29 protein-coding genes are annotated in these 21,581 nt (G+C 58.8%); 14 read left to right on the top strand and 15 right to left on the bottom strand.

Translation table 11 applies throughout. The features are described from left to right. Nucleotides 1-81 precede the first annotated feature (81 nt). Entirely contained in the window at nucleotides 82-372 is a 291-nt protein-coding gene (locus AC2FJB_RS16580) for a hypothetical protein (protein WP_117869855.1), read from the top strand. 24 nt (nucleotides 373-396) lie between these two features. Then, the gene (locus AC2FJB_RS16575; protein ID WP_496719506.1) at nucleotides 397-951 is read left to right on the top strand and encodes a hypothetical protein; all 555 of its coding nucleotides are present in this window, start codon (nucleotides 397-399) and stop codon (nucleotides 949-951) included. Between the two features lie 4 nt (nucleotides 952-955). Here AC2FJB_RS16575 and AC2FJB_RS16570 read toward each other — a convergent pair whose 3' ends face one another. Continuing rightward, the gene (locus AC2FJB_RS16570; protein WP_117869856.1) at nucleotides 956-1,720 is read right to left on the bottom strand and encodes a sulfite exporter TauE/SafE family protein; all 765 of its coding nucleotides are present in this window, start codon (nucleotides 1,718-1,720) and stop codon (nucleotides 956-958) included. A gap of 144 nt (nucleotides 1,721-1,864) precedes the next feature. Between AC2FJB_RS16570 and AC2FJB_RS16565 the strand changes: the two genes are divergently transcribed. The 3 genes from AC2FJB_RS16565 to AC2FJB_RS16555 all read left to right on the top strand — a co-directional run bounded on the left by AC2FJB_RS16565 (nucleotide 1,865) and on the right by AC2FJB_RS16555 (nucleotide 4,795). Beyond that, nucleotides 1,865-3,556 carry an acyl-CoA dehydrogenase family protein gene (locus AC2FJB_RS16565; protein WP_496719507.1) on the top strand — a complete coding sequence of 564 codons (1,692 nt, stop codon included), beginning with the start codon at nucleotides 1,865-1,867 and terminating at the stop codon, nucleotides 3,554-3,556. Nucleotides 3,557-3,716: 160 nt separating this feature from the next. Continuing rightward, on the top strand, nucleotides 3,717-4,361 hold the full coding sequence (locus tag AC2FJB_RS16560; RefSeq protein ID WP_366140784.1) for a hypothetical protein: 645 nt from the start codon (nucleotides 3,717-3,719) through the stop codon (nucleotides 4,359-4,361). Nucleotides 4,362-4,402: 41 nt separating this feature from the next. After that, nucleotides 4,403-4,795, top strand: a complete 393-nt coding sequence (locus AC2FJB_RS16555) for an META domain-containing protein (RefSeq protein ID WP_117869859.1) — start codon at nucleotides 4,403-4,405, stop codon at nucleotides 4,793-4,795. Here AC2FJB_RS16555 and recO read toward each other — a convergent pair. Continuing rightward, a complete protein-coding gene (gene recO, locus AC2FJB_RS16550; protein ID WP_117872845.1) occupies nucleotides 4,779-5,504 on the bottom strand; it encodes a DNA repair protein RecO in 726 nt (241 codons plus the stop codon). The two genes, AC2FJB_RS16555 and recO, sit on opposite strands and share 17 nt — an antisense overlap. Nucleotides 5,505-5,699: 195 nt before the next feature. On the opposite strand from recO, the gene AC2FJB_RS16545 reads away from it, so the two are divergent. Both AC2FJB_RS16545 and AC2FJB_RS16540 read left to right on the top strand, forming a co-directional pair. Then, nucleotides 5,700-5,951: a hypothetical protein gene (locus AC2FJB_RS16545; RefSeq protein ID WP_496719508.1), complete on the top strand. Its 252-nt coding sequence runs from the start codon at nucleotides 5,700-5,702 to the stop codon at nucleotides 5,949-5,951. 215 nt (nucleotides 5,952-6,166) lie between these two features. Then, entirely contained in the window at nucleotides 6,167-6,556 is a 390-nt protein-coding gene (locus AC2FJB_RS16540; protein ID WP_496719509.1) for a VOC family protein, read from the top strand. Between the two features lie 58 nt (nucleotides 6,557-6,614). On the opposite strand, the gene AC2FJB_RS16535 is transcribed toward AC2FJB_RS16540, so the two are convergent. From AC2FJB_RS16535 to era, 3 genes are all read right to left on the bottom strand, one after another. After that, nucleotides 6,615-6,938 carry a SemiSWEET transporter gene (locus tag AC2FJB_RS16535; protein WP_117869862.1) on the bottom strand — a complete coding sequence of 108 codons (324 nt, stop codon included), beginning with the start codon at nucleotides 6,936-6,938 and terminating at the stop codon, nucleotides 6,615-6,617. 113 nt (nucleotides 6,939-7,051) lie between these two features. Next, the gene (locus AC2FJB_RS16530; RefSeq protein WP_496684993.1) at nucleotides 7,052-7,381 is read right to left on the bottom strand and encodes a DUF1491 family protein; all 330 of its coding nucleotides are present in this window, start codon (nucleotides 7,379-7,381) and stop codon (nucleotides 7,052-7,054) included. Next, nucleotides 7,378-8,286 carry a GTPase Era gene (era, locus tag AC2FJB_RS16525; RefSeq protein ID WP_496719510.1) on the bottom strand — a complete coding sequence of 303 codons (909 nt, stop codon included), beginning with the start codon at nucleotides 8,284-8,286 and terminating at the stop codon, nucleotides 7,378-7,380. Before era ends, AC2FJB_RS16530 begins: the two co-directional genes overlap by 4 nt. A gap of 159 nt (nucleotides 8,287-8,445) precedes the next feature. On the opposite strand from era, the gene AC2FJB_RS16520 reads away from it, so the two are divergent. Further along, complete coding sequence (locus AC2FJB_RS16520) at nucleotides 8,446-9,828, top strand: multicopper oxidase family protein (RefSeq protein ID WP_496719511.1); 1,383 nt, start codon at nucleotides 8,446-8,448, stop codon at nucleotides 9,826-9,828. Between the two features lie 2 nt (nucleotides 9,829-9,830). On the opposite strand, the gene AC2FJB_RS16515 is transcribed toward AC2FJB_RS16520, so the two are convergent. The 10 genes from AC2FJB_RS16515 to folK form a co-directional block, all read right to left on the bottom strand. Next, nucleotides 9,831-10,349: a GNAT family N-acetyltransferase gene (locus tag AC2FJB_RS16515; RefSeq protein ID WP_496719512.1), complete on the bottom strand. Its 519-nt coding sequence runs from the start codon at nucleotides 10,347-10,349 to the stop codon at nucleotides 9,831-9,833. A gap of 4 nt (nucleotides 10,350-10,353) precedes the next feature. After that, nucleotides 10,354-11,046 carry a ribonuclease III gene (gene rnc, locus AC2FJB_RS16510; protein WP_496719513.1) on the bottom strand — a complete coding sequence of 231 codons (693 nt, stop codon included), beginning with the start codon at nucleotides 11,044-11,046 and terminating at the stop codon, nucleotides 10,354-10,356. Continuing rightward, nucleotides 11,043-11,882 (bottom strand): signal peptidase I, encoded by an 840-nt coding sequence (gene lepB / locus AC2FJB_RS16505; protein ID WP_117869867.1) that lies wholly within the window; start codon nucleotides 11,880-11,882, stop codon nucleotides 11,043-11,045. The genes rnc and lepB overlap by 4 nt, the downstream gene beginning before the upstream one ends. 60 nt (nucleotides 11,883-11,942) lie before the next feature. After that, entirely contained in the window at nucleotides 11,943-12,362 is a 420-nt protein-coding gene (gene acpS / locus AC2FJB_RS16500) for a holo-ACP synthase (protein ID WP_117869868.1), read from the bottom strand. Beyond that, a complete protein-coding gene (locus tag AC2FJB_RS16495) occupies nucleotides 12,359-12,982 on the bottom strand; it encodes a LysE family translocator (RefSeq protein WP_496719514.1) in 624 nt (207 codons plus the stop codon). The genes acpS and AC2FJB_RS16495 overlap by 4 nt, the downstream gene beginning before the upstream one ends. Next, nucleotides 12,979-13,725: a pyridoxine 5'-phosphate synthase gene (locus AC2FJB_RS16490; RefSeq protein ID WP_496719515.1), complete on the bottom strand. Its 747-nt coding sequence runs from the start codon at nucleotides 13,723-13,725 to the stop codon at nucleotides 12,979-12,981. The genes AC2FJB_RS16495 and AC2FJB_RS16490 overlap by 4 nt, the downstream gene beginning before the upstream one ends. Beyond that, nucleotides 13,718-14,416, bottom strand: coding sequence for a DUF2062 domain-containing protein (locus AC2FJB_RS16485; protein WP_496719516.1), 699 nt, complete (start codon nucleotides 14,414-14,416; stop codon nucleotides 13,718-13,720). Before AC2FJB_RS16485 ends, AC2FJB_RS16490 begins: the two co-directional genes overlap by 8 nt. A gap of 16 nt (nucleotides 14,417-14,432) precedes the next feature. Beyond that, nucleotides 14,433-16,565 carry a RelA/SpoT family protein gene (locus AC2FJB_RS16480; RefSeq protein ID WP_117869872.1) on the bottom strand — a complete coding sequence of 711 codons (2,133 nt, stop codon included), beginning with the start codon at nucleotides 16,563-16,565 and terminating at the stop codon, nucleotides 14,433-14,435. 26 nt (nucleotides 16,566-16,591) lie between these two features. Further along, nucleotides 16,592-16,945, bottom strand: a complete 354-nt coding sequence (gene rpoZ, locus AC2FJB_RS16475; protein WP_117869873.1) for a DNA-directed RNA polymerase subunit omega — start codon at nucleotides 16,943-16,945, stop codon at nucleotides 16,592-16,594. Nucleotides 16,946-17,039: 94 nt separating this feature from the next. Then, on the bottom strand, nucleotides 17,040-17,609 hold the full coding sequence (gene folK, locus AC2FJB_RS16470) for a 2-amino-4-hydroxy-6-hydroxymethyldihydropteridine diphosphokinase (RefSeq protein WP_496719517.1): 570 nt from the start codon (nucleotides 17,607-17,609) through the stop codon (nucleotides 17,040-17,042). 141 nt (nucleotides 17,610-17,750) lie between these two features. Between folK and AC2FJB_RS16465 the strand changes: the two genes are divergently transcribed. From AC2FJB_RS16465 to AC2FJB_RS16440, 6 genes are all read left to right on the top strand, one after another. Continuing rightward, entirely contained in the window at nucleotides 17,751-18,326 is a 576-nt protein-coding gene (locus AC2FJB_RS16465; RefSeq protein ID WP_117869875.1) for a LabA-like NYN domain-containing protein, read from the top strand. A 190-nt stretch (nucleotides 18,327-18,516) separates the two neighbouring features. After that, nucleotides 18,517-19,467, top strand: a complete 951-nt coding sequence (gene ispH / locus AC2FJB_RS16460) for a 4-hydroxy-3-methylbut-2-enyl diphosphate reductase (RefSeq protein ID WP_299900503.1) — start codon at nucleotides 18,517-18,519, stop codon at nucleotides 19,465-19,467. After that, nucleotides 19,464-19,916, top strand: a complete 453-nt coding sequence (locus AC2FJB_RS16455) for a DUF3429 domain-containing protein (protein ID WP_496719518.1) — start codon at nucleotides 19,464-19,466, stop codon at nucleotides 19,914-19,916. The genes ispH and AC2FJB_RS16455 overlap by 4 nt, the downstream gene beginning before the upstream one ends. Continuing rightward, nucleotides 19,913-20,500, top strand: coding sequence for a class I SAM-dependent methyltransferase (locus AC2FJB_RS16450; protein ID WP_496719519.1), 588 nt, complete (start codon nucleotides 19,913-19,915; stop codon nucleotides 20,498-20,500). Before AC2FJB_RS16455 ends, AC2FJB_RS16450 begins: the two co-directional genes overlap by 4 nt. Continuing rightward, the gene (gene rnhA, locus AC2FJB_RS16445; protein ID WP_117872847.1) at nucleotides 20,493-20,960 is read left to right on the top strand and encodes a ribonuclease HI; all 468 of its coding nucleotides are present in this window, start codon (nucleotides 20,493-20,495) and stop codon (nucleotides 20,958-20,960) included. Before AC2FJB_RS16450 ends, rnhA begins: the two co-directional genes overlap by 8 nt. Further along, nucleotides 20,957-21,580, top strand: a complete 624-nt coding sequence (locus AC2FJB_RS16440) for a trimeric intracellular cation channel family protein (protein ID WP_496719520.1) — start codon at nucleotides 20,957-20,959, stop codon at nucleotides 21,578-21,580. The genes rnhA and AC2FJB_RS16440 overlap by 4 nt, the downstream gene beginning before the upstream one ends. Nucleotide 21,581: the final 1 nt, after the last annotated feature.

The following is a 21,581-nucleotide window of genomic DNA, read 5'->3' as shown; positions in this document are numbered from 1 at the left end:
TTTCTGAAATGCGCATCATTCAGAATGACTCAAATGGTCGCAATTAGGCGACAAACGGCACGGAAAACTGTAGGTAACATTATGACTGAGATCTCGAAACTCACCGAACTGCGCAAATTGATGCAAAGCATGGAGCGCACATTAGGCCTGGAAAATCTATCTCCGGTTGAGCGCGACATTTACTATGCCGCCGAAGAGCTTTCTAAGCCCGATCGGGAAGTACGCACGTTCGGCTTGATTGAGCACACGTTGGTTCAGAGCGTTTCGCGCCCGACTTTCTTCCGCGCGCTGAAATCGCTGGTCGAAAAAGGCTATCTTTCTCAAAGCGGCAGCGCCAACCGAGGACGGTACATCGTTCATGCGCCCAGATGAAGCGATCCACGAGCGCAAGGAGCCGTGATCACTTTGCGCGCGTGGGCTACTGAAACGCTTCTGGCCTCTCTGGCCTATGTGCTGGCGTCGATCCTTACCTTCGCCGTTCTTATGCCGTTGCAGAACGTGTTTTTCCCGGAGTATCCAAGCCGGGCGAGCCTGTTGTTTCTGCCGCATGGTGTACGGGTTCTGACGGCGTGGCTGTTGGGGTGGCGCGCCATTTTCGCGTTGTTGCCTGGCGTGTTCATCGTTTTCGCCTATTTGGGTGGAACGGACGTATTCCTGCCCAGCCGCCTGATGGCCATCGCGATTGCAGTTCTGACTGTCCCGGCCATTTTTTATCTTCTCAAAGCAATCGGGTGGAACCTGTTTCCCCGCCCAGACCGCAAACCCTGCTGGATATGTGTGATGGGCGTCGGCGTCATCACGTCCTTCCTTGTCTCCGGGTTGACCAATTTGGCTTTTGGCAGTGCGACGGTCGAATACATCGCTTTCCTGATCGGCGATATATCAGGCTTGTTCTTCCTGATGCTGGGTCTGTATTTTGCCTTCAGGTTTGCCGACAAGCGACAGGTTTAAGGTGTCACCCCATCAGGCCCCGCCGCAGTAAATTCAAGCCGGCCACCAGCAAGACAAACAGTGTGACCTTTCGGAAACTGGCCTGATCAAAATGGTCCTGCAGCTTGATGCCCACCCACATCCCCGCCAAAGCAGGAAGAACCAAGGTCGCGGAAAATGGGATCGTCTCCGCGCGAACAATACCGGACATCTGATGGGCAATTAGCAAAAGCACCGCGCCCAGCCCATAAATGACACCTTGTATTCGAATCTGTTCCTTCTTGGGTGTATTCAAAGCCGTAAGATAGGCAACCGTCGGCGGACCCCATATTCCCGACATGCCGCCGACGAAACCCGCAATGCCTCCGATCACGGCCTCAATACCCTGTGACGGGCGGCTCAGAGTCAGACGGGCGCCCAGTAATTGAAACAGAACGAACACAGATACGAATGCACCGATGAGGATCAGAAAAACAGAATTCGGGACCAGTGCGACAAGCTGCGCACTCAGCACCAGTAAGAGGCCGCCAACAACAAGAAATACCCGGAACCGAAGGATTGCAGAATAGGCTGCGCTGGCCCCACCCCGAAGTGCCTGAAGCCCATTGGTTACAAGTGTCGGCAAAATCAGACCCGCCAACGTCAGATCCGGCGGCAAAAAGGAATTAAGTCCTGACACAAACACCATGGGCATGGCAAAGCCAACTATACCCTTGATCCACCCTGCGGCAAAAGCGACGGCCATGGCCAACAGCAGTTCCTGCGGCGAGAGAATGGAAAACAGGTTCATTCCCCCTAGATATCATCTGGATATTCTTCTGCATTGCAAAAATGATGGGGTAATATTTGAACTTTTTTACATCATAATTGGTATTTTTGTTGCGCTGCACGTGCAGCATGATATGACCAGACGACCGAGGAAAGGACGCGATTCATGGCCCACGACGGACAGGATATGACCGAGATGACAACTGCTGCAGTTTTGCCCGATCTTCTGAATATGACCCGGGCTGCCGTACCCGCGGTAGAAGCCGTTTTTGAAAAGGCCCGTGAATCCGTGCGCCGCATGGTCTCGGCAGATGGCCGTATCTCTGGCGCTCTGATCGAAGCAAACCAGACCGCCGCACATGGTCTGGCCTGGCTGGCCACGTATAATCAGTCGCTGCAACAGATGCAGCGCTGGGCCGAAGCACTTCAGGCCGAAGGCAAGTTCGGCGAAGTCGAGCAGTTGCTTCACCAGATAGCTTTTGGCGAGTACCTGCATCAGGTCGCAGGTGGCATCCCGATGAACCAGGGCGAAGTCGTGCGCCTTCAGGATATGGGTCTCGGTTGGGATGCGCTGTCGGGCTTTCAGTCGTCCGAAGTACAGACCTTGATGGCGCAGGCAAACTCACAAGCCGCACGCAGCCGTTTGGTCGAGCTGATGCAGGATCAGGCCGGTGCCACCATGTTCGGCGCGTCGGGCCTGGACGAAGAACTTGAAATGATCCGCGACCAGTTCCGCCGCTATGCGCAGGAAAAGGTCGAACCGTATGCCCATGAATGGCACCTCAAGGATGAGCTGATCCCGCTGGAAATCATCGAAGAGCTGGCGGAAATGGGCGTTTTCGGGCTGACCATCCCGGAGGAGTTTGGCGGTTTCGGCCTGTCCAAAGCCTCGATGTGCGTTGTGTCCGAAGAACTGTCGCGTGGCTACATTGGCGTTGGCTCACTGGGCACCCGTTCGGAAATCGCAGCCGAATTGATTATCGCCGGCGGCACAGACGAGCAAAAGGCCAACTGGCTGCCGAAACTGGCCAGCGCCGAAATTCTGCCGACCGCTGTCTTCACTGAACCCAACACCGGCTCGGATCTTGGCAGCCTGCGCACCCGTGCCGTGAAGGACGAGAACGGTGATTACCGGATCACCGGCAATAAGACCTGGATCACCCACGCCGCGCGCACCCATGTCATGACCCTGCTGGCGCGGACCGATCCCGACAGCACCGATCACCGCGGCCTGTCCATGTTCCTGGCCGAAAAAACACCGGGCACGGACGAGAACCCCTTCCCCACTCCCGGCATGACCGGTGGTGAGATCGAGGTTCTGGGCTATCGCGGCATGAAGGAATACGAGCTGGGCTTTGACGGCTTCCACATCAAGGGTGAAAACCTGCTGGGGGGTGAAGAAGGCAAGGGTTTCAAACAGCTGATGGAAACCTTTGAAAGCGCCCGCATCCAGACTGCCGCTCGCGCTATCGGCGTGGCGCAAAGCGCGCTGGATATCGCCATGCAATATGCGATCGACCGCAAGCAGTTCGGCAAATCGCTAATCAACTTCCCGCGTGTCTCGGGCAAGCTGGCAATAATGGCGGTCGAGATCATGATTGCGCGCCAGCTGACCTATTTCAGCGCGTGGGAGAAAGACCACGGCCAGCGCTGTGATCTTGAGGCCGGCATGGCCAAGCTGCTAGGCGCCCGGGTGGCCTGGGCAGCAGCCGATAACGGGCTTCAAATCCACGGCGGCAATGGCTTTGCGCTGGAATACAAGATCAGCCGCGTTCTGTGTGACGCGCGCATTCTCAACATTTTCGAAGGGGCTGCCGAGATTCAGGCACAGGTCATAGCACGACGTCTGCTCGGGTGACCGGAACCGGCACCCCGTTTCCCCAACTGACCCGGCCTTTGCGCCGGGTCTTTTTCTTTACGGTGGGGTTTGTACGCACTCTGTCCTTGGAACCTTCCGTTTTGTACAGGCCCACATCGACGCCCTTCAGCGCCTCTACAACGACACGTGTGACTGGCACGTGTCCAAACTTCCCCCTTTGATCCCGGCACTTTCACCGTTACAGCGTCAGCTGGACCTGACTCAACCCGATCAGCATTTGGTACTTTGCATGACCCGATCCTTCTTCGTCCTTTGCGCCACTCTGACGACCCTCTTTCTTGTGGGCTGCACCACCCCTGCGCCAACGGCCAGTCAAAGTGATATCGAGACGCTTGCGCAGTCGATCCAAAGGCTTGGGCCGGATGTCGATCCGGTTGAAGCCCAGAAGGCGGCAACCATCGCCTACACCTATTCGCAGCAATTGGCGCGGGACTGGAATGTCACCGACCCGGCCATCGTCCACAACGCCAAGGTCATTAACGGGTTCCGTGAAAAAGGGTTGTGCAATGACTGGGCCGAAGCCATGACCAAGCGGCTGCGGCAGGAAAACTTCCGGACACTGGACCTGAATTGGGCCACTTCTCCGCCGACATCCTTTCGAATTATCCACCATTCGGCGTCTATCAGCGCCAAGGGGGATTCGATGTATGACGGCATCATCCTTGATCCCTGGCGCAACAGTGGCGCATTGTACTGGGCGCCGGTGCGCGAGGATACGCGCTATAACTGGAAACCCAGGCAGGAAGTGCGCGAGCAACTGCTGAACGGGTCCCTCCCCTACTGACCGTGGTTCCGCCGACAACCCCGATGCGCTAAGACCCAGCTATGACACGCCTGATCCTGACCCTGCCTTTGATGGCACTGTTCCAATGCGACAAGGACGAAACCGTTGCGGCCTATGGTGCGGCGGACCAGATTTGGGTGCTGCAGGAGATCGATGGTCAGCCCTATGAGGCGAGTGCTCTGCTGCGGTTTCCCGAAGAAGGCAGGATTTCCGGAAACGCTCCGTGCAACAGCTATGACGGTACACTCAACGCGCCCTACCCGTGGTTTGAGGTTCAGAACCTCAGCGCGACGCGCGCCGCCTGTGCGGGGCTCGAAGCGGAAGGGTTCTACTTTGCCGCCCTCATGACCATGACCCAATCCGAAGTGTCAGGCAATGTGCTGATCCTGCGAAACGAGGATGGGCACGAGATGGTGTTCACAGCCGCCGAGTGACCTGATCCACGAACCTGGCCCGCGCTTCGGGCAGCGGATTATGCCCCAAAGACGGCGCGACGCGGTGCTCCAGGAAATACCCGGTCGTGCGCAGGGCCTCTGCGATCTCGGCGTCGGGCGCAGTGCCTTCCCCGCGCAGACAGGGCGGAAGGGGCAACAGCTTGTCCGCCCAATCACCGGCGCCATTCGCACTAACGGAACGGCCTGTTTTGGGCGATACGTAGATCAATCCTTCGGTCACACCTGTCACTGCGCAGGCTGTCAGATCAAGGCCAAAGCCAAGTTCGTCCAGCAGCGCGAGTTCCCATCGCAGATAAGCCAGAGGCCAGATCTCGTCCTGCCCCAGCAGGTCCATCAACTGTTCCGTCCGTGTATAGAGCGAGGCGTGTGGTTCCCGTTCGGGCAAACAAAAGGACAAGAGAGAGACGACAGCGTTCAGCCCGGACAGTGCCAGCCGCCCTGAAAACGCGGCTGCCGCGCGGGACCGCAGGGGTTCGACCTGAAAGGTGCCGATATGTTCTTCCAGTCGCGCGCGCCACAGCACGTCCAGTTGCGCGCCAGGTTGCAGGATCGGCGCGATCTTGCGGCTGGTCCCACCACGCACCACACCGGCATGACGACCATGGCCTTCGGTGAAGACCTCGATAATCGCCGCTGTTTCGCCATGGCGGCGTAAAGTCAGGAGTATTCCGTGATCGCGCCAGTCCAAAACTCAGCCCTGCCGTTGGTTGGGTTGGATCGCAGAAAATCCCAAGCGACGTCGGCGCGCAAGAGCGGAACTTCTTTTCCCGCTTTCGACGAGAGTCCTTTTTCCGAAGGCGCCATAGTTTTGTGACTTCGTGCCACCCGTTTTGTGCACGTTCTCGCAACCCCCACCTGCGCTTCAAACAGAAGGGGCCGCGCCATGATAGATGACGAACCGCAACCTGCCGTGTATTACGACAAACACGAAATCTGGACGCCGGATCCGACAGCCGCAGACATGCAGGTCTATGAGACGTTTGCTTCGGCCGTCGTCGAACTTGTGCAGGTGCTGGATGACAACAAGCCGATGTTGTCACGGGATGTCTACGCCCGCTTTTTTGCGTCTCTGCTGCACCTGTCCAGAATGTTGGGCGAATACGAAGACGGGTGGAACGGCGGAGATGGCACGTGATCCAAAGGCGAGCGAAGACCGTGGGGAAGAATATCAGCCTTTCATTCCAAAGGCCCCGGTAGAACGCGTCAGCTGACCCACAGACCGATAGAAACCCCGTCAGTTGCCCTGTCCGGGTAGGTCGGGGGTCGCCAAAACTATTCCGAAAAACGCATTGCTTGAATCCAGTTCAGGTATTAATGTTCCGCTTATGTTCTTAAAGTGGGATTCCAAAAATGTCTCTTAACTATGTCATGATCGGTTCTAACGACGTTGCCAAAGCGCGGAAATACTATGACGCGGTTGTTCCCCAGATCGGCGGAAAGGTCATCGCCGAGTATATGCCGCACGCTGTATGCTATGAGCTGCGTGGCGGCGGATGCATATGGGTCGCGACACCGTTCGACAAAGAAGTCGCGACGATCGGAAACGGGAACATGGTTGGTCTGCTGTGCCAAAACGAAGCGGAAGTTCGCGATGCGCACGCAACCGCGCTTGCAAATGGCGGAGCAGACGAAGGTGATCCGGGTGACCGCCCCCAATATGGTCCGAACTTTTTTGGCGCTTATGCACGCGACCCTGACGGGAACAAGATGAGCTTTGTCTATTTTGGCGACGCAGGTTGATGGCGCTGAAAACCACTTGCGAACTTGATAGTGAGAAAAACCTAAGGCGGCGGGAGGTTCAGAACGTTACACCTGCGTGAATTAGGATGCCGATGACCATTAATAAGTTCAGCACCATCGAGAGTCCGTTGCCCACATAGATGGGCAGCTTGCCCACCACCATACCATAGGCAAACCACAGGAAGGACAGCCCGGCATAGAGAGACCAGGACAGAAGCGACTGACCGGTCGCGTGTTCGGAATGGGTAAAGTAGAGCTTGATCAGTTGTGGAAGCGTGGCAAAAGGCCCGACAACGCCGACAAAGACCATGAAGCCCTCGAACCGCTGCATCCAGTGGCCGAGTTCCGATTTCTCCAGTTTCTCCGCAAGCGTTTCAGTCACGAAAGCCCCTCTTGGTTGCGCTCGGTCCGTAGGACACGTCAGGCCTTACGGGCCAATTGCAGCAATAAAATAGTCGCTTTGACCTCGGCGTCAAAGACCCTTCTGAATCGTGGTCACTCCAGCCCCTCTTCGCCCAGCAGGTGCCGCCCCTGCCGGTCTTCGACCTCAATCACCCAGAGGTCCGGGTCAAAGCCACGTTGACGCTGGATGGCCTGGTCCACGTCACCCTCCGGGCCAGACGAGAGTTCGACCCATTTTCGTTCACCACTCATCAGATCAAAGCTGCGTTGGAACGCAACGGCCTGTCCATCCAGCGTGTTCAGCTTGACCAGAACTGCGCCTGCCGTGTCATCGCCATGGGCCACCACATAGGCCGGGATATCCTGAAATCGCAGCCGCGCCAGATAGGCGTGGACCCAGAACTCGGCCGTCAGACGGGTCATGCGTTTCCGTCTTTGAAATCCAGACCCATTTCCGAGTAACGCTCGGATTCTTCCAGCCAGTTGGGCCGGACCTTCACTTGCAGGAACAGGTGAATTTTGCGGTCGAGGAATTCTTCCAGCTCTGCCCGCGCAGCCTGGCTGACGGCCTTGATGGTCTCGCCCTTTTTGCCCAACACGATGCCTTTGTGGCCGTCACGCATGACATAGATGACCTGATCGATCTTGGCAGAGCCGTCTTTGCGTTCTTCCCAGTTCTCGGTCTCGACAGTCAGCTGATAGGGCAATTCCTGATGCAGGCGAAGAGTAAGTTTCTCGCGCGTCATTTCCGCGGCGATCATGCGCAGGGGCAGATCGGCGATCTGATCTTCGGGATAGAGCCAGGGGCCTTCAGGCAGTTCAGAGGCCAGCCACTTACGCAGATCCTCGACGCCGTGGCCCTTTTCAGCCGAGATCATGAAGGTTTCGGCAAACGGGTAGCGTGCGTTCAGGTCACTGGTCAGCGCCAGCAGCTTTTCGGACGGCACCTTGTCGATCTTGTTGATCGCCAACGCGATTGTGCGGCCCTGCCCGATCTCTTCCAGACCTTCGAGAATGCGCTCAACCCCTTCGGTGATACCACGATGCGCTTCAACCATCAGGACAACGACGTCCGCATCTGCGGCCCCGCCCCATGCAGCAGCTACCATGGCGCGATCCAGGCGGCGGCGGGGTTTGAACAGGCCGGGCGTGTCGACGAAGACCAGTTGCGCGGCGCCTTCCATCGCCACTCCGCGGATACGCGCGCGGGTGGTCTGAACCTTATGCGTCACGATCGAAACCTTGGCCCCGACCATGCGGTTCAGCAGAGTTGACTTGCCCGCATTGGGCTCTCCGATCAGGGCGATAAATCCGGCGCGTGTGGTCATGAGTCTGGCGATCCTGTTTGCAAGTGCGCACCCCTATAGCAGAAAGCTTCGACGGGCCAGAGGGATTTGTCGCATTGCGGCCATGCGGTTTCGATGTCAGATGAACGCAGACGCCCAGCCATTCCCAGCCCGGCATCAAATCCGTTCAGTGAGGTTTTCATGAAACGTCGCGAGTTTCTTCTTGGAAGCAGCGCCGCTGCAAGTGTTTTGGGATTGGGAGCGTTGCCTCTGACGGCCAGCGATGCTGCGCAGGAGCTGGTGTTGCAACCTGCCAGCTATCGGTTGCGCGATCAGCTGACCACAGGGATGGTCAGCCTGTCACCAGATGCGCCACCACCGGTTCTTTACGGGCGTCAGGGCGAAACACTGCGTCTGACGGTGCGCAATACCCTGCCCGATTATACTGCGATGCATTGGCACGGGCTGCGCATCCGCAACGAGATGGACGGGGTACCCTACCTGACCCAGATGCCCATCGGCGAAAACGAGAGCTTTACCTATGAATTCACACCGCCGGATGCGGGCACGTATTGGTATCACCCTCATTGCATGACGATGGACCAGATGGCCCGAGGGCTGACCGGTTTGATGGTGGTTGCCGAACCGGAAGACCCGGGATTCGACAGCGAGCAGGTGATCAATCTGCGGGATTTCAGGCTGGACGAAGATGGCGCGTTTCTGCCGGCTTATACTGCCCGCGGCGCTGCGCGGGCGGGCACGTTTGGCAACGTGCAGACCGCCAACTGGCAGAGCGAGGCAGTGTATGACCACGCGGCGGGCAGTCTGGTGCGTGTGCGGGTGGTCAACACGGATACGACCCGTATCTACACTTTGCATCCCGAAGGGGCCGAGGTCCGGATCATCGCATGGGACGGACATCCGGTAGAAACAGACGTGACACTGCCCACAGCAGCCAAGCCACTCTTGCTGGCCCCGGGTCAACGGGTGGATCTGGCGGTTCGGATGCCGGACGACGAGGGGCAGTCAGCCCTGCTGGTGGCCAAGTTTCCCGGGCAGAAACACCGCACTATGGTCCGGTTGCGGGCTATGGGCAAAACCATTGCACGAGACCTGCAAGAGCTGCGCCCATTGCGGGCAAACCCAGTCGCGCGCCCTGATCTGGATCAGGCCGAGTTGCATGAATTCGTGTTCGGTTGGACCCCGGAAGGCGGCGCCCCGAATGACGGGTTCTGCGGGTCGTTGGGCTATAGTTTCTGGTCGATCAACCGCACGCCCTGGCCAGGCGATGCGGCGCAGGGAACCGGGCCAATGGCCGTGCTGCAACGGGGCAAGAGCTATGTTCTGCGACTGCGCAATGAATCGCCCAACCTGCACCCGATCCACCTGCACGGGCTGGCCTTCGTTCCGCTGACGTCGAACCTGCGCAAACTGCCACCGTTGCTGTCCGATACCATGCTTTTGTTGAAAGACGAGACCGTCGACGTCGCGCTGGTCGCGGACAATCCCGGCGACTGGGCGTTTCATTGCCACGTGATCGAACACCAGAAAACCGGACTGGCCGGGTTCATCCGGGTGATTTGACGCTAGCCCAGTGGTGACATGTTCAACGCCAGAACGTGGTTCGGATAGGCTTGGTCTGCAATCCGGAAATCCGTGACGCCGACCTGACGGAAGCCTTTGGACAGGTAGAAATCGATGGCCGGAGCGTTCTGGGAATTGGTCGTCAGCCAGATTTCGGTGCGGCCTTTGTTCCGGCAATGGTCAATGGCCACCTGCAACAAAGCTGACCCGATGCCCTTTCCGTGGTGGCGCGGCTGCACGTAAAAGGTCACGATCTCAAGATCGGAAAGCCCGTCAATGGGTGGATCACGGCCCTCTGCCAACCGAATGTAGCCATCGATTCCATCGCGGTTTTCAGACACCACCAGAAGATCACTCCCTGCCTCAAGCAGCGTTTCGAACCGTGCGGTTGTGAACTCGGACAATGCAAACTCGGCGAAGAAAGAGCTTACGCCATGGCGCAGGTATGTGCCGATCCAGACTTCAAGCGACAACGCGGCCAGGCTGGCGGCGTCCGATTTCCGGGCTGGTCTGAGCTTCATGCCCCTAGGACGAGCTGGCCGGACTCAACCGTTCCAGCAAAGCCTTCGCCGCGGCCTGTTCGGCCTGACGTTTGGATCCTGCGGTGGCCTGTGCCTCGGCGCCGTCCTGAAGGCGGGCCGCAATGGTGAATATCGGGGCGTGGTCTGGACCACTGCGTTTGACTTCGACGTATGTGGGCGGCTTTTGTCCACGCGCCTGCGCCCATTCCTGCAACGAGGTCTTGGCGTCACGCGCATCTGCCTCGACCTCGTGGATGCGGTCCCCCCAAAGCGCCAGGATGACATCGCGGGCGGCCTCGAACCCCGCATCCCGGTAGATGGCGGCGATCACGGCCTCCATCGCGTCGCCCAGCAGCGCTTGCTTGCGGCGGCCACCAGTCAGCATCTCGGAGCGGCCCAGTTTCAGGACCGCGCCCAGATCGATCTGGCGGGCTACATCTGCGCAGGCCTCTTTGCGGACCAATGCGTTGAACCGGGGGGCCAACTGGCCTTCGGAGGCTTTTTTGTCAGCTTCAAGCAACGCGGTAGCCATGACAAGGCCCAGAACGCGGTCGCCCAGAAACTCCAGCCGCTGATTGTCTGGTCGGGTGGACGAAGACACCGAGCCATGGGTCAGCGCACGCACCAGCAGTTCGGGGTTTTTGAACTCATACCCCAATCGCCGCTGGAACGCCTTTATCTCAGACGAAAGCTTCAATTGACCGCCTTGAAGAAGCGGTCCGACCGCCATGTCCAGAAGAACAGCATCGAACGGCCGGCAGACGAGAACATGATCCGGTCGGCGCGACCGATCAGGTTTTCATAAGGCACGTATCCCACACCACCGGCAGATTGCGGCAGACGGCTGTCGCTGGAATTGTCACGGTTGTCACCCATGAAGAAATAGTTGCCCTCGGGCACGGTATAGATGCCGGTATTGTCCGATGCCTGGTTGCCGATGTTCAACACATCATAGGAAACGCCATTGGGCAGGGTTTCGATCAGGCGCGACTTTTCGCAGGTGCCGCCAATACCGACAGGACCGTTTTCACAGCGCGGGCGCAGACGCTGCGGGCCCTGCGGTTCTGCAACTTCGGTGAACACGCCATCGGGCTGCTGTGGAACCGGAGTGCCATTGAGGATGATCTGGCCATCGCGGACCTGGATCCGGTCGCCCGGCAACCCGATCAGGCGTTTGATATAATCACGCCCGGTGACCGGATGGCGAAAGACAATGACATCGCCACGTTCCGGATCACCGCCCCAGATACGGCTGTCGTCGTCGCCCTTCATCCAGCCACAGATGTCTTCTGCGTCCACATTCAGGCCGACGCTGGGGATGATCAGGCTGGGGCAGGATGCATAGGAATAGCCATAAGCCATCTTGTTGACGAAGAGGAAATCACCGATCAGCAGCGTCTGCTTCATCGAGCCCGAGGGGATCCAGAACGGCTGAAAGAAGAGGGTACGGAACACGCCGGCAATCAGCAGCGCATAGACGATGGTTTTGATCGTCTCCCAGACGGGATTTCCGGTCTTGGCTTCCTCGGCCATACTGCTCTCTCCAGTTCTTTGCTTGGCTTCGCTGCTACATGCGGGGGCGATGGGGGCGAGTCAAGGCTGCGTGGTGAGATCTTGAAGCGGCCGCGCCTCGATCACCACGAAAGCCTGCGCCCAGGGATGGTCATCGGTCAGCGTGACGTGGATGATCGCCTCGTGCCCTTCTGGCGTCATTTCGCGCAGCCGCTCGGCGGCCCAGCCTGTCACATGCATCACGGGCTGGCCGGTGCGTAGATTGGTGACGGCCATGTCTTTCCACGCGATGCCCATGCGCAAACCGGTACCCAGCGCCTTGGAACAGGCCTCTTTCGCGGCCCAGCGTTTGGCATAAGTACCTGCGGTGTCGGCGCGGCGTTCGGCCTTGCGCTGTTCGGTGTCAGTAAAGACGCGATTGCGGAACCGGTCGCCGAACCGGTCAAGCGTGCCCTGAATGCGGTCGATGTTTGCGAGGTCCGTACCGATGCCGAGGATCATGACAATCTCACCGTCAGGATCTTGTAACTCGCCACACCAAAGAACCCGGCGAAGGCGAAATCGAACCAGCGGCGGGCGCGGCTGTAGGTGCGGACCATGCGCTCGGATGAAAACAGAAATGCATAGCCGATGAAGATCAAAAGCGATCCGGCATAGAGCATGGCGAAATAACCCAGCAGCATCGACAGGCTGGCATCATTGGGCGCGACGATGGCATAGATCGAGCCCCAGCTGAGGATCGCCTTGGGGTTGGTCAGGTGAATTGCCGCGCCCTTGGCAAAGATGGTCGGCAAAGTACCCGTGACCGGTTTGCCCAAAGCGACCTCGTCCGAGGTCATCGCACGGCGCAGGGCCTTCAGCGCCAGCCAGCCCAGATAAGCTACGCCGATATAGCGGATCACCTCGAACACCCAGACATTGGCCAGCATGATCGCAGACAGGCCAAGCGCGGCGGCAATGCCCCACGCGGCAGATCCAACGCAAATGCCCAGTGCAAAGGCCAGCCCAGCGGTGCGGCCTTCGTTCATGGCTGTTCCGGCAATGCCCATCGTCGCGGGGCCGGGAGAGCCGCCAGCCATCAGCCAGGCTAGCCAGATGGCGACAAAGCCGGGGGTGATCACGCCCGCGCCTCATCCATAAGGCGGCGCATTTCCTGAATGGCCGGGGTCAGACCCAGAAAGATCGCCTCGCCAATCAAGAAATGACCGATATTCAGTTCCTTGACCTCGGGGAAAGCGGCAACCGGCTTTACAGTGTCATAGGTCAGGCCATGGCCCGCATGAACCTCAAGCCCCAGCGAATGGGCGAAAGAGGACATCTGGCGCAGTGCTTCAAGCTCGCGTTCGGCATCCTCGATACGGCCTTCGGCATAGGCGTCGCAATAGGCGCCGGTGTGCAGTTCGATTACCTCAGCACCGATACGGTGCGCGGCCTCGATCTGGCGTTGATCGGCGGCGATGAAGATCGACACCCGACAGCCGACATCACGCAAAGGCGCGATGAAATGCGCCAGCCTGTTTTCCTCGCGCGCGACTTCAAGACCGCCCTCGGTGGTGCGCTCCTCGCGCTTTTCGGGAACGATGCAAACCGCGTGCGGCTTATGGCGCAAGGCGATTTTCTGCATCTCGGGCATCGCGGCCATCTCAAAGTTCAGCGGCACCGACAGAACCTCCATCAGCCCGTCGATATCGGCGTCCGAGATATGGCGTCGATCTTCGCGCAAATGCGCGGTGATGCCGTCGGCGCCTGCCTCTTCCGCCAGTTTGGCGGCGCGCAGCGGATCCGGATAGTCCCCGCCCCGCGCATTGCGCACCGTGGCCACGTGATCGATGTTCACACCCAGACGCAGATGGTTCTCAGACATCCCTCGATTCCTTTTGCATGTTTTGGCCCGAGCCTAGAGGCTCTGCCGAAGAAACGGCAGCCGAATCTTCGGCCAAACGCTTGATTTCATCAAACTTCGCCTTGATCTTGGCGCGACGGCGCTGCTGGTACGTCAGTATCAACGGCAGGCTGAGGTAATAGCAGATCACACCCGCAACGACGCCCGGAATGATCCCACCGATCATGTAGGGGTAGAAGACGTCGTCGTAGAACTGCGACAGCCCGTGCCAGTCGGCCACGCGATCCGTAAACAACGCCAAGAAATTGTTCTTGAGATCCCCTATGGCACTGGCGAATTTGCCCATCAGCCCCCGTGTGTCGCCTTCTTCGTATTCGGTGCCCAGCAGGAAATGCCCGGTCTGAAGACAGATCACCCCAATCGGTACATACGTGAGCGGGTTGCCAAAGAACGTGCCGCTGAGCGCGGCCAGAAGATTGCCTTTGATCAGCCTTGCGCCAATGGCGGCGACAAGAAAATGCAACCCGTAAAACGGAGTAAAGGCCGCGAAAACACCCGCCCCTATGCCGCGCGCGATCCGGTCAGGGGTATCCGGCAAGCGCCGGACGCGGTGTTTCACGTAATGGAAGGCGCGGGTCCATCCGCCACGCGGATAGACGAAATCCGATGCGATCTGGACTGGAGAGCGTCGGTCTCGGCGCTTGAATACCACCCGTGATCACCCCTTCTCAGCCAGCCGCAACCGAAGTTTTGACCTGATCCCGATACCGTTCGACCGCAGCAACATCGCTTTCCGCCTCTAGCATCAGCATGAGTGAGTGAAGCTGTTCAAGGTCGCGCAGCTCGACATTGATCAGAAGGCGATAAAAATCCGGTTTGCGATCAACAAACTCAAGGTTCGAGATATTGGCCTTTTTCTCGCCGATCAATGTGCAAATACGCCCCAGAACTCCGGCGTCGTTGCCAATGGTCAGATCCAAAGTCGCGCCATAGACGGCCGGGTGGGTGCCCGAGTGCCAGTGCAGATCGACCCACCGGTCAGGTTCGCCTTCGAACTCGCTGAGCCGATCGCAATCGATGGCATGCACGACCACGCCCTTGCCCCGATAGGTGATGCCGACGATACGTTCCCCCGGAAGCGGTTGACAGCAGGGGGCCCGGTCGAACTTCTGCCCCGGCTCCAGGCCAATCACCGCACGGCGCAGCGGAATGGCGTCGCCGTCGTCCTTGGCAAGTTCGGGATAGACGGCCTGAACCACCTCATGCGCGGTCAGTTCGGCGCTGCCAAGACGGGCCAGCAGCTCGTGCCGATCTTTCAGGCGCAGGTGTTTTGCGGCGGTATCGAGCGCTTTGTCGGTCGCCTTGCGGCCCACGTGCTCGAACCCGGAACGGGCCAGTTCCTTGCCAAGCTTGATGAATCGTTCCCGATCCACCTCGCGCAGGGCACGGCGAATGGCGGTACGGGCCTTGCCGGTGACTGCAATCTCCAGCCACGTGACCTGTGGCGTCTGACCATCGGCGGTGATGATGTCCACGGACTGGCCATTTTTTAGCCGCGTCCAGAGCGGAACGCGGATACCATCAACCTTGGCCCCGACACAGGCATGACCAATCCGAGTGTGAATGGCATAGGCAAAATCGATCGGAGTCGCGCCACGCGGCAGCTTCACCACGTCGCCCTTGGGGGTGAAACAGAACACCTGGTCCGAATACATCTCGAGCTTGACGGCCTCGAGGAAGTCTTCGTGATCTTCCTCGTTGTCGAACTGCTCGGTCAGATTGGAAATCCATTTGGCCGGATCGACGGCGAATGGGTTCTCGGTGCGCACACCGTCGCGATAGGACCAATGCGCCGCGACCCCGGTTTCGGCCACGTCATGCATCTGCCGGGTACGGATCTGGACCTCGACCCGTTTACCGTCCCGGCCAGAAACCGTGGTGTGGATGGAGCGGTAACCGTTGGATTTCGGCTGGCTTATGTAATCCTTGAACCTGCCCGGCACCGCCCGCCAGCGCTGATGGATGGCACCCAGAGTCCTATAGCAGTCTTCTTCCGTCTGGGTGATGATGCGGAAACCGTAGATGTCAGACAAGCGAGAGAAGCCCTGATCCTTTTCCTGCATCTTGCGCCAGATCGAATAGGGTTTCTTGGCGCGACCAAAAACCTCGGCCTCGATACCCGCTTTTTCCAGCTCGTGCCGCATGTCGCCGGTGATGCGATGAATCACGTCGCCGGTTTCGCGTTGCAGGGTGATGAAGCGACGGATGATCGACTGGCGGCCTTCGGGGTTGAGGACACGGAACGCCAGATCTTCAAGTTCCTCGCGCATCCACTGCATGCCCATCCGGCCCGCAAGCGGTGCGTAGATATCCATCGTCTCACGGGCTTTGACGATCTGCTTTTCCGGGCGCATCGCCTTGATCGTGCGCATGTTGTGCAAACGGTCGGCGAGCTTGACCAGAATGACCCGCAGGTCCTTGGACATGGCCATGAACAGCTTGCGGAAGTTCTCGGCCTGCTTGGTCTCGCGACTGGACAGTTGCAGGTTGGTCAGCTTGGTGACGCCATCCACCAGTTTGGCGACCTCATCCCCAAAAAGTTCAGCCACCTTGCCATAGTTGGCCTTGGTGTCTTCGATCGTGTCGTGAAGCAGCGCCGTGATGATGGTCGCATCATCCAGACGCTGTTCGGTCAGGATGGCGGCAACGGCAACGGGATGGGTGAAATAGGGTTCACCGGAATGACGGAATTGCCCTTCATGCATCTGCTGGCCAAATTCGTAGGCCAGCGCAATGCGGTCAGCATTCGTCTTGGGATTGTAGTTGCGGACCAGCGCAATCAGGTCGTCAGCAGAAATCATCCGGTCCGCACCTTCGTCTTCAGGGCTTACCCCTGCCCTTGAGCCTCCATCAGAGCGCGCAGGAGCTTCTCTTCGGACATGTCGTCCATGGCGGGTTTGTCCGTTTCGGCACCCATCAGCAGCGCCATCTGATCCTCTTCGGGCTCATCAACCTCGATCTGGGTCTGGTTGGCCTCGATCAGCCGCTCGCGCAGTTCGTCTGCGCTTTGGGTTTCGTCGGCGATTTCACGCAGAGACACGACAGGGTTCTTGTCGTTATCGCGGTCAACGGTAATCGCTGCACCGGCGGAAATCTCACGCGCCCGATGGGCGGCGAGCATCACCAGCTCGAACCGGTTTGGAACCTTGTCTACGCAATCTTCAACCGTCACGCGGGCCATTGGGCGCTCTCCGTTTCTGAATCCATGTCAGGAAGGGGTTTATCTAAGCGCGAATCCGCGCCTTGACAAGCAGGAAATGCTGCATTTGCACGGATCACAGCGCTGTGACCGCCTCGACCTCTGCCGCGGGAAGGGCCTGGATCATCTCGGAGACCGTGAGATCCAGAACCGGATGACGCCATTCGGGCACGATATCGGCCATTGGCACCAGGACAAAGGCGCGATCCTGAAGGCGCGGGTGCGGCAGAACCAACTGATCCGGCGCCTCCTGCCTTTGCGCTTCGGCCGGCAGGGTCAGCCAGCGATCGAACACGGCGCGATCCGGCAGGACCTGATCTTCGAAACAGACCAGATCCAGATCCAGCGTCCGCATCCCCCAGCGCTGCACCCGTTCGCGCCCGAATTCCTGTTCGACCTCGTGCAGCGCCTGCAACACCTGCGACGGAGATTTCTCGGTCGCAATCAGCGCCGCGGCATTCACGTAGTCCGGGCCGGCCCCGGCGGGAAAGCACGGTGTCGCAAAAAAACGACTGACAGAGCGAATCATTACATTGTGACGCGATAACGCGTCAAGCGCGCTCTGAAGTGTTGCAGCGGGACTATTTCCTCTCAAATCGAGATTTGCGCCCAGCGCAACAACGGCATTTGGCATGGATTTGCTCATGTGATACCCTACATTCGACCCATTGCATACTTGCGATAACCGACAGAAGTTCTAATTATAGGCTTACCAGAGCGCGTCATTTTATCACTCACTCACTCACGTAACGCGGCACGCACTGGATTATACCGGAAGGGACCATTTATGTTTTATAAAGACGAACGGCTAGCGCTGTTCATCGACGGCTCGAATCTTTATGCCGCGGCAAAAGCACTCGGTTTCGACATTGACTACAAACTTCTGCGGCAGGAATTCATGCGCCGCGGCAAGCTTCTTCGGGCCTTCTACTACACAGCGCTGCTGGAAAACGACGAGTATTCGCCGATCCGTCCATTGGTTGACTGGCTGCATTACAATGGCTTCACCATGGTCACGAAACCGGCCAAGGAATACACCGACAGCATGGGGCGTCGGAAAGTCAAAGGAAACATGGATATCGAGCTTACCGTCGATGCCATGGAACTGGCGCCGCGCGTCGATCATATCGTGCTGTTCTCGGGTGATGGGGATTTCCGCCCGTTGATCGCCAGCCTGCAACGGCAGGGTGTGCGCGTATCGGTGGTTTCGACCATCCGCAGCCAGCCACCGATGATCTCGGACGAACTGCGCCGCCAGGCAGACAATTTCATCGAGCTGGAAGACCTGCGCGATGTCATCGGTCGCCCGCCGCGTGAAATGCCAACGGAGCATCGCAGCGTCGCTGTTGCCAGCAACAGCTGACAAGGCGACTGGCCTGTCATGATGGGGAAAAATCGCGCGGTCAGGACGTCGGTCCTGGCCGCGCTTCTTTAACAAGGTACAGGTGCTTAAACATCACCTGATTAGCAACGATTCGTGTCAGAGGAATGACGATGTCCTGTCTGGACCAAGGCCGGGAAAAGACTTACCTGTGCCATAAGGAGACAGCCTGATGAAAAAGCCGCCACTGACACTTTACCTTGCCGCCCCACGCGGGTTCTGCGCCGGTGTGGACCGCGCCATCAAGATCGTTGAGATGGCTTTGCAGAAATGGGGCCCACCGGTCTATGTGCGCCACGAGATCGTGCACAACAAATTCGTGGTCGATGGCCTTCGCGCCAAAGGGGCCGTTTTCGTCGAAGAGTTGCAGGAATGCCCCGATGACCGCCCCGTGATCTTTTCCGCCCACGGAGTGCCGAAATCCGTTCCCGCCGAGGCTGCCCAGCGCGAGATGATTTATGTGGACGCCACCTGTCCTCTGGTTTCCAAGGTGCATGTCGAGGCGCAGCGCCACGCGGATGCGGGGTTGCAGATGATTATGATCGGCCACAAGGGCCATCCGGAAACCGTGGGCACCATGGGGCAGTTGCCCGAGGGCGATGTGCTGCTGGTCGAGACCGTGGACGACGTTGCCACGGTGCCGGTGCGCGACCCGCAGAAGCTGGCCTTTGTCACCCAAACCACCCTGTCGGTCGATGACACCAAGGACATCATCGCGGCCCTTCAGGCCCGGTTCCCGGCCATTGTCGGACCGCACAAAGAAGACATCTGCTATGCCACCACGAACCGGCAGGAAGCGGTGAAGTCCGTAGCCCCCAAGGCGGATGCCTTGCTGGTTGTGGGGGCGCCGAATTCATCGAATTCGCGCCGCCTGGTCGAGGTCGCCTCGCGGGAGGGGTGTCAGTACGCGCAGCTGGTCCAGCGCGCCACCGAGATTGACTGGCGCGCGCTTGAGGGTATCTCGACCGTGGCTGTCACTGCAGGCGCGTCGGCCCCGGAGGTTCTGGTGAACGAGGTGATAGAAGCGTTCAGCGTGCATTATGATGTCACCGTCGAGCCGGTCGAGACCGCCATTGAAAACGTCGAGTTCAAAGTCCCCCGCGTGTTAAGGCAACCGGCGTGAAAGTAGTGCCGAAAGCACCGCTCTATCTGGGACTGGCGGGACTTGTCCCGTTTGTCTGGGGCACGCTGACCTATCTGAACGGCGACCTGAATGCCTGGGGCGCGCAAACCTTTGGCCCACGTTTCGTAGGGCCCTATGTGCAACTGTTCTATGGATCGGTCATCCTGAGCTTCATGTCCGGTGTTCTCTGGGGCTTTGCCACCAAGACGTCAGGCAGCAAGGCGGCACTGTGTTATCTGTTGTCGGTTCTGCCCGCGCTTTGGGCATTTGCTATGACAGGGGGCGGGCCGGTCAATGCGGGCACCAATCTGATATATGGGTTCGTTGGCTTGTTGTTGCTGGATGCCCTGTTTTCCTACTGGCGCCTTACACCGATCTGGTGGATGCAGTTGCGCATCCTGCTGACCGCAGTCGTATTGGCCAGCCTTGCAGTCGGAGTGTACCTGTGACCGATGAACGTACGATCAAAGCCTATACAAACAAGGTGGCCGAATATCTGAAGATCCCCCTGCCGCCCGAGCAGCTTGAGGCTCGTCAGGCTTTCGCCGATGCGGTCGGTGCAGGAGGCTATGTACTGGATCTGGGGTCCGGGCCGGGGTCGGACAGCAGTTTCCTTATGCGTAAGGGGCTGAAAGTTCGGGCACTGGATGCCACGCCAGCCTTTGTCGAACATGCACGCGTAAACGGTGTGGATGCACATCTGGGTACGTTCGATGACGTCACCGAGACAGCCGAATATGACGGGATTTACGCCAGCTTTTCCCTGCTGCACGCACCCCGCGCAGATTTCCCGCGCCATCTGCAATCGATCCACAGGGCTCTGAAACCGGGCGGCCAGTTGTTTCTGGGGATGAAACTGGGCACCGGTGAGCACCGCGATGATCTGGATCGCTATTACACCTATTACACAGAGTCTGAAATCGAAGACGCATTGAAAGAGGCCGGGTTTACGATTGATCGCGCAGTCCACGGCATCGGAAAGGGTCTGGCCGGATCGTATGATGGATATGTTCTGGTGTTTGCCCATGCCTGAATTGTTTGCATATACAGACGGCGCCTGTTCGGGCAATCCTGGCCCCGGCGGCTGGGGCGTGCTGCTGCGCGCGATGGACGGGGACAGGGTTCTGAAAGAACGTGAGCTCAACGGAGGCGAGGCCGAGACCACCAACAACCGGATGGAGTTGCTGGCCGCCATCAGCGCGCTGGAAACGCTGGAGCGGCCGTCGAAGATCACCATCGTCACCGACAGCGCCTATGTGAAAAACGGTGTCACCGGCTGGATTTTCGGCTGGAAGCGCAACGGTTGGAAAACCTCGAACAAGAAGCCGGTTAAGAATGTCGATCTGTGGCAGCGTCTGGATGAGGCGCAGGAACGGCATGATGTGACCTGGGAATGGGTCAAGGGCCACGCGGGCCACCCCGAGAATGAAAAAGCCGATGAACTGGCTCGTGCCGGCATGGCGCCGTTCAAACCGAAAAAGGCACAGGCGTGACCGCACTGACGCTGCTGGACTATGCCTCAGTTCTGGTCTTCGCGTTGACAGGGGCACTTGTGGCCAGCCGTGCCCAGCTGGATCTGGTGGGCTTTGCTTTCATGGCCTGCCTGACCGCCGTCGGTGGCGGCACTGTACGAGACCTTTTGCTGGATCGTCACCCGATCTTTTGGGTCGGGCAGCCGAATTACATCCTGATCGCAGTCGCGGCGTCGGTCTTGGTGTTCTTTACGGCACATCTGGTTGAAAGCCGTTATAACTGGCTGGTCTGGCTGGACAGTTTTGCGCTGTCGGTTGCCGTTGCGGCCGGAACCGGCGCGGCGCTGTCGCTGGATCAGTCCGGGGTCATTGTCGTTTTGATGGGTGTGACCACCGGATGCCTGGGCGGGCTGATGCGCGACGTGGTCTGCAACGAAGTGCCGCTGGTGCTGAAACAGGGCGAACTTTATGTGTCCTGCGCCTTTACAGGTGCCCTGACGGCAGTGCTGGCTGCCAGATTGGGGACAGAGCCTGCATTTTCTCTGGCTCTCTGCGCGCTGGTGTGCTGGGCGTTGCGAGCCGGATCTTTGATGTTTGGCTGGCAGATGCCGGTCTACAAAAGCCGCCCGCCGCGCAACTGAG

It is taken from the genome of Ruegeria sp. CDSC085 (assembly GCF_059610465.1).
This window is presented reverse-complemented; position numbering and strand designations above follow the sequence as displayed.

What these genes read in the sequence shown, in the direction of transcription:
- ispH (WP_299900503.1), top strand. Translation starts at nt 18,517, where the DNA reads ATGAAAAAGCCGCCACTGACACTTTACCTTGCCGCCCCACGCGGGTTC.
- acpS (WP_117869868.1), bottom strand. Translation starts at nt 12,362, where the DNA reads ATGATCCTCGGCATCGGTACGGACCTCGCAAACATCGACCGCATTCAG.
- AC2FJB_RS16570 (WP_117869856.1), bottom strand. Translation starts at nt 1,720, where the DNA reads ATGAACCTGTTTTCCATTCTCTCGCCGCAGGAACTGCTGTTGGCCATG.
- rnhA (WP_117872847.1), top strand. Translation starts at nt 20,493, where the DNA reads ATGCCTGAATTGTTTGCATATACAGACGGCGCCTGTTCGGGCAATCCT.
- folK (WP_496719517.1), bottom strand. Translation starts at nt 17,609, where the DNA reads ATGAGCAAATCCATGCCAAATGCCGTTGTTGCGCTGGGCGCAAATCTC.
- lepB (WP_117869867.1), bottom strand. Translation starts at nt 11,882, where the DNA reads ATGGCCGAGGAAGCCAAGACCGGAAATCCCGTCTGGGAGACGATCAAA.
- AC2FJB_RS16565 (WP_496719507.1), top strand. Translation starts at nt 1,865, where the DNA reads ATGGCCCACGACGGACAGGATATGACCGAGATGACAACTGCTGCAGTT.
- AC2FJB_RS16540 (WP_496719509.1), top strand. Translation starts at nt 6,167, where the DNA reads ATGTCTCTTAACTATGTCATGATCGGTTCTAACGACGTTGCCAAAGCG.
- AC2FJB_RS16545 (WP_496719508.1), top strand. Translation starts at nt 5,700, where the DNA reads ATGATAGATGACGAACCGCAACCTGCCGTGTATTACGACAAACACGAA.
- era (WP_496719510.1), bottom strand. Translation starts at nt 8,286, where the DNA reads ATGACCACACGCGCCGGATTTATCGCCCTGATCGGAGAGCCCAATGCG.
- AC2FJB_RS16515 (WP_496719512.1), bottom strand. Translation starts at nt 10,349, where the DNA reads ATGAAGCTCAGACCAGCCCGGAAATCGGACGCCGCCAGCCTGGCCGCG.
- AC2FJB_RS16465 (WP_117869875.1), top strand. Translation starts at nt 17,751, where the DNA reads ATGTTTTATAAAGACGAACGGCTAGCGCTGTTCATCGACGGCTCGAAT.
- AC2FJB_RS16480 (WP_117869872.1), bottom strand. Translation starts at nt 16,565, where the DNA reads ATGATTTCTGCTGACGACCTGATTGCGCTGGTCCGCAACTACAATCCC.
- AC2FJB_RS16520 (WP_496719511.1), top strand. Translation starts at nt 8,446, where the DNA reads ATGAAACGTCGCGAGTTTCTTCTTGGAAGCAGCGCCGCTGCAAGTGTT.
- AC2FJB_RS16580 (WP_117869855.1), top strand. Translation starts at nt 82, where the DNA reads ATGACTGAGATCTCGAAACTCACCGAACTGCGCAAATTGATGCAAAGC.
- AC2FJB_RS16490 (WP_496719515.1), bottom strand. Translation starts at nt 13,725, where the DNA reads ATGTCTGAGAACCATCTGCGTCTGGGTGTGAACATCGATCACGTGGCC.
- rpoZ (WP_117869873.1), bottom strand. Translation starts at nt 16,945, where the DNA reads ATGGCCCGCGTGACGGTTGAAGATTGCGTAGACAAGGTTCCAAACCGG.
- AC2FJB_RS16530 (WP_496684993.1), bottom strand. Translation starts at nt 7,381, where the DNA reads ATGACCCGTCTGACGGCCGAGTTCTGGGTCCACGCCTATCTGGCGCGG.
- AC2FJB_RS16555 (WP_117869859.1), top strand. Translation starts at nt 4,403, where the DNA reads ATGACACGCCTGATCCTGACCCTGCCTTTGATGGCACTGTTCCAATGC.